This window comes from Tunicatimonas sp. (assembly GCF_049647865.1).
In the GTDB taxonomy this organism is placed as follows: domain Bacteria; phylum Bacteroidota; class Bacteroidia; order Cytophagales; family Cyclobacteriaceae; genus Tunicatimonas.
The window spans coordinates 1-8,117 of sequence record NZ_JBARYM010000509.1; the positions used below are offsets into that span (position 1 = coordinate 1).

Sequence of the window (8,117 nt, forward strand, 5' to 3'; positions counted from 1 at the left end):
GTCTTCGGTTGCGGTTAACCCAGGCTGAAGTGCAGCGAATCGGCGAGGGAAAACCAGTGCAAGAGATGATGAACATTGGAGGAGAAAATCCAGCGTTCTCCTACAGTTTATCAATTCATACCGATCAGCAGCCCGTAGTGGTAGCTTATCAGAATCACGAGATTAGGGTGAAAGTTTCGGAGCAGGTCGCTCGACGCTGGGCCACTTCCAATCAGGTTAGTATTGAGGAGCGTATCTTATCAGAGGATAAGCCCTTGTTGCACATTTTGATTGAGAAAGATTTTAGGTGCCTACACCGAAATGTTCAAGACGAACCTGACCAATTCCCTAACCCTAACTCCGCTGAAGCAAGCTGAAGGGTAAGCCGTATGCGGTTTGATTTTCACATGAAAGGTTACTCAAAGTATGAATGTTTATTTGAGTTTCTACCCGCTTTAGCTAATCTTTATGAATAGATATAGTACCGATATTTCAGCTCTTATTCTGTGTGGCGGACTAAGCTCCCGGATGGGTGCTGATAAAGGACTTAAAGAAAATAATGGAAAACCTTGGGCGCAATTGCTCAATGATTGTTTAATTAATCTTAGTATACCTACTTTTCTCTCCGTTCGCCCTGAGCAGCAGGAATTTTACAGCCAACGTATGCCTAATATTCCGCTAATTATTGATAAGAATTTACAACAAATTAACGGGCCAGTACGAGGAATGATCTCAGCGCATGTTCAAATCCCCGAACAACATTTATTGGTGGTTCCTTGCGATATGCCTCGTTTAAATGAACGATCTTTTACTTTATGGATAGAAGAATTTAGAAGGCACCAGACTACCGTTATCAGTCGTACTGAACAGCGTACACAACCGCTCTGTGGCATTTATCGACGTGAAGATATAACTCAATTAAGTAAACTATATCAACAGCGAAAGTTGAACGACCAAAGCATGTACGCTATTATTGAGAATCACCTCCGTACCCATTTTGTAGATGTTCCCGAAGCCATTATATCTCAGTATAAAAACTATAATACCCCACAAGACGAGTTATAGTCAGTAACTAAATAGGTCAGGCTGTAGGAGCTATTCACTAACTTGGTTTTGTGTAAACGTAACCAAGCTTGAGGTTTAGATTCCTAGTTAACCTTTTTATCTTAAGCTACAAGCAAGCACTTCAGAAATACTAGCTTGGAGCTATGGACTCTTTTCACCAAAGTGCTTATCCGCGAAAATGAGATATTGCTCCCAATCATAATAATTAATATCGTGTCCGCCACTACGAACGTGGTAGCCAATAGTTCCTATCACTGGCCTATCAACTGGTGGCATCTGAGTTGTTGGAAGTCCTTCTTGTCCTAATAGTTGATAAACAGGTGTAGCGTGAATAGCCGATAAAAATTCCCCTTTGGGGTCAGCCCATTGATCTTCTTTCGCGCTAGCTACATAAAGTGGGCGAGGAGCTACCAGCGAAAGCAACATATGCTGGTCAACCGGCAGGGAAGATTCGTTACTGTTATACTGCTCAAAGTTATTACCAAACCAATGGGGGAAAGAGTGATTAATTCGCCCGACAGTTTCTCCGTAAGCCCGCCGGGATAGAGCAGCTCCCCCACAACCCGAGTTATTAGAAATAACCATCGCGAAACGTTCATCCCGAGCACCAGCCCACAGGGCAGCTTTTCCTAATCGTGAGTGGCCAATAACAGCTATTTGATCGCCATCAATAGTTTCTTCAGTTAGTAAATGATCTAACGCCCGACTCAACCCCCAGGCCCACGCTCCAATGGTTCCCCATTCTTCATCGGAAGGTTCTTGCTGCCCGGATTTATAAAAAATCGGATGAACTCCATCTTGAAAATCATTCTTGTCAGGATCAATATCACCGCAGTAAACAGTAGCAAGGGCGTAGCCCCGGTCAATAATAGTCTCTACCGGCCAACGCGATACACGCACACCTCGGGAAGCCTCCGTTGCTTGGTGATTCACAATTCCAAAATCATCGTTAGCGCGCATCCATTGATCAGAAAGAGTAATATCAGGATCGGGATAAATAGTTTGATTTCCGTAGAAGTTCAAACCCAGGAAAGCGGGTGCCGGGCGATTTGAATTATTAGGCACAAACAGTAAAATATCCATATACGGCCGCGCATTTTTTTTCGTGAAGAAAACCCGAACTTCTTTACGAGTTGCTTTACCATTTAGTGCCAGCTTATCAGTAGAAAGTATTTGAGTACGCAGTTTAAGCGACTGGTCGGGAGTTTTACCGTATACCTGAGAAGAAAACAGCTGCAAAATCTCGGCTCTACGCAGTTGCCAATCGGAATGACTTTCTACCTTTTTGCCGTTTTCAAACAATAACAGATCAGGTAAGGTATAGTCAGGTACTTGTTCCTCGTCGTAATTAGGAGTAAAATCAGGTTGAGCAAAAAGTGCAGGAGGAAAGAGAAATAGTAAACCGAATAGAAAAAGGGTGTAGTTCATAGTTGCAATTAGATTGTGCTGACCAATGTAGCAAAAGAACGGTTATTTTGGTAAACGAATAATAGTTTAACAAATCAGTAGCTAGAGTTGAAGCTAAATAAGCGATAAACGAAACAGATATTGGTCAGTATTATCGCTAAATAGTGTTTGGCAGGTCCACCCATGAGAAGCAGCTATTTGTTGTAACGTTTGTTCATCTACATACAACCAAGAAAACCAGTCACCGTACTGCTCCCGGTATTCGTACTGAAACTGCACTTCACCGTAGTAGTAATCTTTCGGAAAATCAGTTCTGTTAAATAAGTAGGCTATATCACTAGAATCAAAGAGTAATTGCCCCTTGGGCTGAAGTTGGTTTTTGGCCCACTGAAGAAAATTAGATAAACCAGCTAAGCTTTTAACCAAACCAATGCCATTCATCAACATCAGAATGGTATCGACTCGGGGGGCGGAATAATCTAGGTAATTGATATTTTGCAATCGCTTTACACCCCGATCAATCATAATTTCGGTAGCAAGGGTTGATGCCTCAATCGCCGTAACTACCGAATTCTGTTGCTGCAGTGCTAAGGCATGAGGACCAACTCCCGCTCCAATATCGAGTACTACACCTTGGCATAGCGACAAAGCATACTGCTCCAGGTCGGGAAATTCATTAGGCGAACGGAAGAACCAAGCAGTAGGCATTTCTTCGCGGGTACCGTAGCTGGTATGAACCCACAAAGGGTGAGACTTTCTTCGGTAGAAGTAATCAGCTAAAGCCTGTCCATATATGTCAGGTGAAGTAGTCATGGGCTATACTAAGAGATGCAGAAACGAAAATGGCAAAAAAAAGCCACTGAGTACTCACTCAATGGCAAAAAATGCAGCTAGCATAACCAACTCTAAAAACAGCTAAAAAAATATCTTTTTCCCGAAAAAATTTTACGTAATAGTTCTAATCACATAAACAGGTTATTTCTAAAACTAGGAAATATAAAAAGCAAACCCTAGCAACTAGGTAGTTATGACCATGAAATTGGTAGATTGAGATCAGTTAATACTGCTAATATTAGACTCATCAGACTGAAAGGTATTGAAATTTTGCTAAAAAGTATGTACCAAATGTTGGGTGTACCCAGCTTCTACTAAGGTTTGATAAGCCTGCATTACTTGGTCAGGAACTTGAACCGGAACTTGAAATCCTTGGTCGGCGTATACCCACAGGCGCTGCAAGTCGCCAACCATCAAATGAATCACAGCTTCTCGATTTATTTCAGGATGAGAACTTTGGCAGTATTGTTCAAAGCCTGATTGGGGCGATGTAACCCGACATTCTTTAGTAGGCCAGTGCTTTTTAAAGGTGGTGTAAGCCCGTCGTTCCATATAGGGTTTTTGTACTACAATAAACGAATGAAGAATATCAAACAGCTTATGCTCACGCAGCAGTATTTCTGTGAAGCTAAAATTTTCACCAGAATTAGTTGAGCGATTTTCTACTAAAATATTATGGTCGGGTACCCCTTGCTTCAGTGCGATTTCTCGGAATAAGTCAGCTTCGCTAGTTTGCCAGATCCCTTCGGTTAAACGGCCCAGTCCGCCGGATAGAATCAGCCACTTACTTAGTCCCTGATGATAAAGCTCAACCGCTCTTTCAGCCACTCGGGTATCATGACTGCCTAGAACCAGAATAGCATCGGCCGGAGCCAATTCATGATTCATATGATGATAATCCCAAACGGTGCGGATGGATTGTTCCACTTCCATAAATAACCTGTTAAAGAATATGTGTCTGCAAGCTTACTAAATCTTGCTAAATTTCTTTTCAACTTGAACTAACAATTATTAGCTTCCCCTACTTATTGAACCGAGAATATTTCGTAAATATGAAATACGAGATGCGAAATATGAGACCCATCTGCCATCAGTAGAGTGTAAAATAATATATACAAAAAACTATGAAACGACTGCAACATCAAATCGCGATTGTGACCGGAGCAAGTTCTGGTATAGGTCAGGGTATTGCTATTGCTTTAGCGAAAGCAGGGGCTAAAGTGTGTATTAACTACCGGAGCAGTGAAGACGGAGCGAAGAAAACAATAGAAGAAATTGAGAAGGGTGGGGGGGAAGGCTTTATTCATCAAGCAGATGTAAGTAAGCCGGAGGATGTGAAGACTATGTTCCAAACTACCATTGATAAGTACGGAACAGTGGATATTCTGGTGAATAACGCAGGTATTCAGCATGACGCTTCTTTTCTGGAAATGAGCCACGACGATTGGCAGAAAGTTATCAATGTGAATCTTTCGGGGCAATTTTACTGTGCGCAGGAAGCAGCAAAAGAATTTGTGCGCCGAGGGGTAGTAGAAGAAAGATCGAGGGCCGCTGGAAAAATTATTTGTATGAGTTCGGTACACGATATTATTCCTTGGGCGGGCCACGTAAATTACGCCACAGCTAAGGCTGGTATACTGATGTTTGCCAAATCTTTAGCGCAAGAACTAGCTGAGAAGAAAATCCGGGTAAACGCTATTAGTCCCGGAGCCATAAAGACCGATATTAACCGCGATGCTTGGGAGAATGAAAAAGCTCGTAATAAGCTACTACAACTTATTCCCTACCAGCGAGTGGGCGAAATAGAAGATATTGGTAATGCAGCCGTTTGGCTGGCCTCCGATGAGTCTGACTACGTACAAGGGCAGACCATTTACGTGGACGGTGGAATGACATTATATCCCGGTTTTAAGGACAACGGATAATTGAAAGTATGAAATGTGAGATGTGAAATATGAAAATAAGGAAAGTTGATAATTGACAGTGGTTAGTAACAATCAGCATCAGCAATTGAACAATAGAACAACAGAATGATTAACCTTTCGTGAAAGAACACACATCTACTGATTACCCGCCGATTGAAAATTACGGTGTAGTGGGTAATTTACATACCGTAGCTTTAGTGGGTATTCATGGGTCGGTCGACTTCATGTGCTTTCCTCGCTTCGACTCGCCCTCCATCTTCGCTTCGCTGCTCGATAAGGAAAAGGGCGGCAGCTTTCAAATTATTCCTCAGCTGAAAGACGCGGACTACAAGCAGATGTACTTACCAGAGACTAACGTGCTGCTCAGCCGATTTCTGGCTTACGAAGGCATGGTAGAAATCACTGACTTTATGCCGGTACGCGAAATAGAAAAAGAGTGTGTTCTGATTCGGAAGGTAACGGTTATTCGGGGGGAAGTGAACTTTAAGATGCGTTGCTGCCCCCGCTTTGATTATGCCCGAGCGGAGCACGAGGTAAGCCGGAATGATGAGCACGAAATTATATTTGAAAGTAAAGGAGAAGATGGTACAATCTGTAAGCTGCTGAGTGATGTGCCCCTTCAAGAAGACGGCAGGGATGCTGAAGCCGAATTCACGCTCAAGGAAAACCAATCGGTTAATTTTTTGTGGATCGCCCTCTCGGATAAAGAGCGCGAACTGCCCTTCGAGAACAAACTATGTGACTATGTAGATACTAGCTTCCACGAAACACTGAACTACTGGAAAAAATGGGTGGGTAAGTCTTCATATAATGGTCGGTGGATGGATATGATTCATCGCTCAGCCCTCACGCTAAAGATGCTAACGTCTCACCAGTTTGGCTCCCCCGTAGCGGCTGCTACCTTTGGTCTGCCCGAAGAGATTGGGGGCACCCGCAACTGGGACTATCGCTATACCTGGATTCGGGATGCAGCATTCACTATGTACGCGTTCATTCGATTAGGATTCACCCACGAAGCCGGTGAGTTTATGAAGTGGATACGGACGCAGTTTGATAAAAATATTGACGCGGAGCACCAGCTCCAGCTAATGTATAGCATCTCGGGAAAATCAGATTTGGTTGAGGAAGAACTGGAGCATTTGGAGGGCTACAGTCAGTCGCGTCCGGTGCGTATTGGTAACGGAGCCTACGACCAGAAGCAACTGGATATTTACGGCGAGCTAATGGATAGTATTTATCTGTACGATAAGTACGGCGAACCAATCACCTATGATTTTTGGGAAAAGCTAGTCCACCTGATTGACTACGTTTGCGAACATTGGTCCGATGCTGATCATGGTATTTGGGAAGTGCGCTCGGGGGAGCAGGAGTTTCTATATTCCCGAGTAATGTGTTGGGTGGCGATAGATCGGGCGATTCGATTGGCTGAGAAACGCTCGTTCCCCTACGAGTGGGACCGCTGGCGAAAAACCCGCAGCGAAATTTTTGAGGATGTGTACTACAATTTTTGGGACGATGAGTTGCAGTCGTTTGTGCAATACAAAGGCAGTAAAACCCTAGATGCTTCAACGCTACTGATGCCTTTGGTACGGTTTATCAGCCCGTACGATCCTCGGTGGGTAAAAACCTTGGAAGCCATTGAAAAAGAATTAGTTACCGAAACGCTGGTGTATCGTTACAACAATCAGAAGTCAGATGATGGTATTGATGGAGATGAAGGCACGTTTTCTATGTGTTCGTTTTGGTACGTAGAATGCCTGTGCCGGGGCGGACAGGTAGAAAAGGCACAGCTTTATTTTGAGAAAATGCTGGGCTACGCCAGTCACCTTGGGCTGTACGCCGAAGAGATTGGGTTGCGAGGCGAGCAACTCGGTAACTTTCCTCAAGCGTTTACTCATCTCGGACTTATCAGTGCCGCTTTTGCGCTAAACCGGGAGCTAGAGAGAGCGAAAAAATCGTAGATTGATTGTTGGATTGTTGGATTGTTTGATAGCTCAATTGTTAAATTGTTGGTTGTTATTAGTTACTGGTCATTGGCGGCGGCCACGTGGTCATTCTCAATTGATAACTATCCTTAACCCGCTACCTTTTACCCTATTCCATTTCTCATTTTTCGTTTTCACTTTTCTAATTTATCTTGGTCGTTATGAAAATTATACCGGCGTATATCTACCTGACGGCCTGTCTACTTTCTCATCCATTAATATCATTGGCTCAAAACCAATCATTTCACGCTGATTTTGCGGGAGGGAGTTTGGGGGAAGTGACGAAAGTTGGCGAGAACCACTGGCGGTGCGCGGTGGAAGGTGAGTCCGATTCTGATGATCGGAACCGACAAGCCAGTTGGTACTACTTTAGCGTAGATGGAGTGAAAAACCAGTCAATAACCATTGAGCTTACCGAACTGCTCGGCGAGTATAATTATAAACCCGGCGCCCACGCTATCACCTCCGAAACTCGTCCGGTCATCAGCTACGATCAGTCCACCTGGCGACATCTAACCGATGAAGAAGTCCGCTGGAACGATGAATCTACTGAGCTGATACTTGCGTTTACTCCCGAAGAAGACCAGGTATGGATCGCCCATCAAGTACCCTACACCACAGCCGATCTAAATATTCTGCTAGCTGACTACCCCAACCACCCATTGCTATCGCATCAAAGTATTGGTTCCACTCCCCAGGGGCAAGATATACCGCAACTGACCATCACTAATAATCAAGTACCCGCTAATCAGAAGAAAGTAGTCTGGCTGATGGCCCGGCAGCACTCCTGGGAATCAGGAACCTCTTGGGTGATGGAAGGGGCGATCCGCTACTTGTTAGATTCCGCTAACACTAAACTGCTGGACCGTATCATCTTTCAAATCATCCCATTGGCTGATCCGGACGGAGTAGATCGGGGGGG

8 protein-coding genes are annotated in these 8,117 nt (G+C 44.1%); 5 read left to right on the top strand and 3 right to left on the bottom strand.

Annotation, left to right across the window (positions count from 1 at the left end; genetic code table 11):
• Both WBA23_RS14965 and WBA23_RS14970 read left to right on the top strand, forming a co-directional pair.
• A partial coding sequence (locus WBA23_RS14965; protein WP_424583087.1) for a DUF7009 family protein occupies nt 1-356 on the top strand: 356 nt, incomplete at its 5' end.
• A 91-nt stretch (nt 357-447) separates the two neighbouring features.
• Nucleotides 448-1,044 (top strand): molybdenum cofactor guanylyltransferase, encoded by a 597-nt coding sequence (locus tag WBA23_RS14970; RefSeq protein ID WP_424583088.1) that lies wholly within the window; start codon nt 448-450, stop codon nt 1,042-1,044.
• A 141-nt stretch (nt 1,045-1,185) separates the two neighbouring features.
• Here WBA23_RS14970 and WBA23_RS14975 read toward each other — a convergent pair whose 3' ends face one another.
• The 3 genes from WBA23_RS14975 to WBA23_RS14985 form a co-directional block, all read right to left on the bottom strand.
• Entirely contained in the window at nt 1,186-2,472 is a 1,287-nt protein-coding gene (locus WBA23_RS14975; RefSeq protein WP_424583089.1) for an acetylxylan esterase, read from the bottom strand.
• Between the two features lie 93 nt (nt 2,473-2,565).
• Nucleotides 2,566-3,264: a class I SAM-dependent methyltransferase gene (locus WBA23_RS14980; RefSeq protein WP_424583090.1), complete on the bottom strand. Its 699-nt coding sequence runs from the start codon at nt 3,262-3,264 to the stop codon at nt 2,566-2,568.
• A 294-nt stretch (nt 3,265-3,558) separates the two neighbouring features.
• Entirely contained in the window at nt 3,559-4,218 is a 660-nt protein-coding gene (locus tag WBA23_RS14985) for a YdcF family protein (protein ID WP_424583091.1), read from the bottom strand.
• 191 nt (nt 4,219-4,409) lie between these two features.
• Here WBA23_RS14985 and WBA23_RS14990 point away from each other — a divergent pair, with 191 nt between their 5' ends.
• The 3 genes from WBA23_RS14990 to WBA23_RS15000 all read left to right on the top strand — a co-directional run.
• Nucleotides 4,410-5,210, top strand: a complete 801-nt coding sequence (locus tag WBA23_RS14990; protein WP_424583092.1) for an SDR family oxidoreductase — start codon at nt 4,410-4,412, stop codon at nt 5,208-5,210.
• Nucleotides 5,211-5,329: 119 nt separating this feature from the next.
• Entirely contained in the window at nt 5,330-7,171 is a 1,842-nt protein-coding gene (locus WBA23_RS14995; protein WP_424583093.1) for a glycoside hydrolase family 15 protein, read from the top strand.
• Nucleotides 7,172-7,356: 185 nt separating this feature from the next.
• On the top strand, nt 7,357-8,117 hold a 761-nt coding region (locus WBA23_RS15000), incomplete at its 3' end, for a M14-type cytosolic carboxypeptidase (RefSeq protein WP_424583094.1).

What these genes read in the sequence shown, in the direction of transcription:
- WBA23_RS14970 (WP_424583088.1), top strand. Translation starts at nt 448, where the DNA reads ATGAATAGATATAGTACCGATATTTCAGCTCTTATTCTGTGTGGCGGA.
- WBA23_RS14975 (WP_424583089.1), bottom strand. Translation starts at nt 2,472, where the DNA reads ATGAACTACACCCTTTTTCTATTCGGTTTACTATTTCTCTTTCCTCCT.
- WBA23_RS14980 (WP_424583090.1), bottom strand. Translation starts at nt 3,264, where the DNA reads ATGACTACTTCACCTGACATATATGGACAGGCTTTAGCTGATTACTTC.
- WBA23_RS14985 (WP_424583091.1), bottom strand. Translation starts at nt 4,218, where the DNA reads ATGGAAGTGGAACAATCCATCCGCACCGTTTGGGATTATCATCATATG.
- WBA23_RS14990 (WP_424583092.1), top strand. Translation starts at nt 4,410, where the DNA reads ATGAAACGACTGCAACATCAAATCGCGATTGTGACCGGAGCAAGTTCT.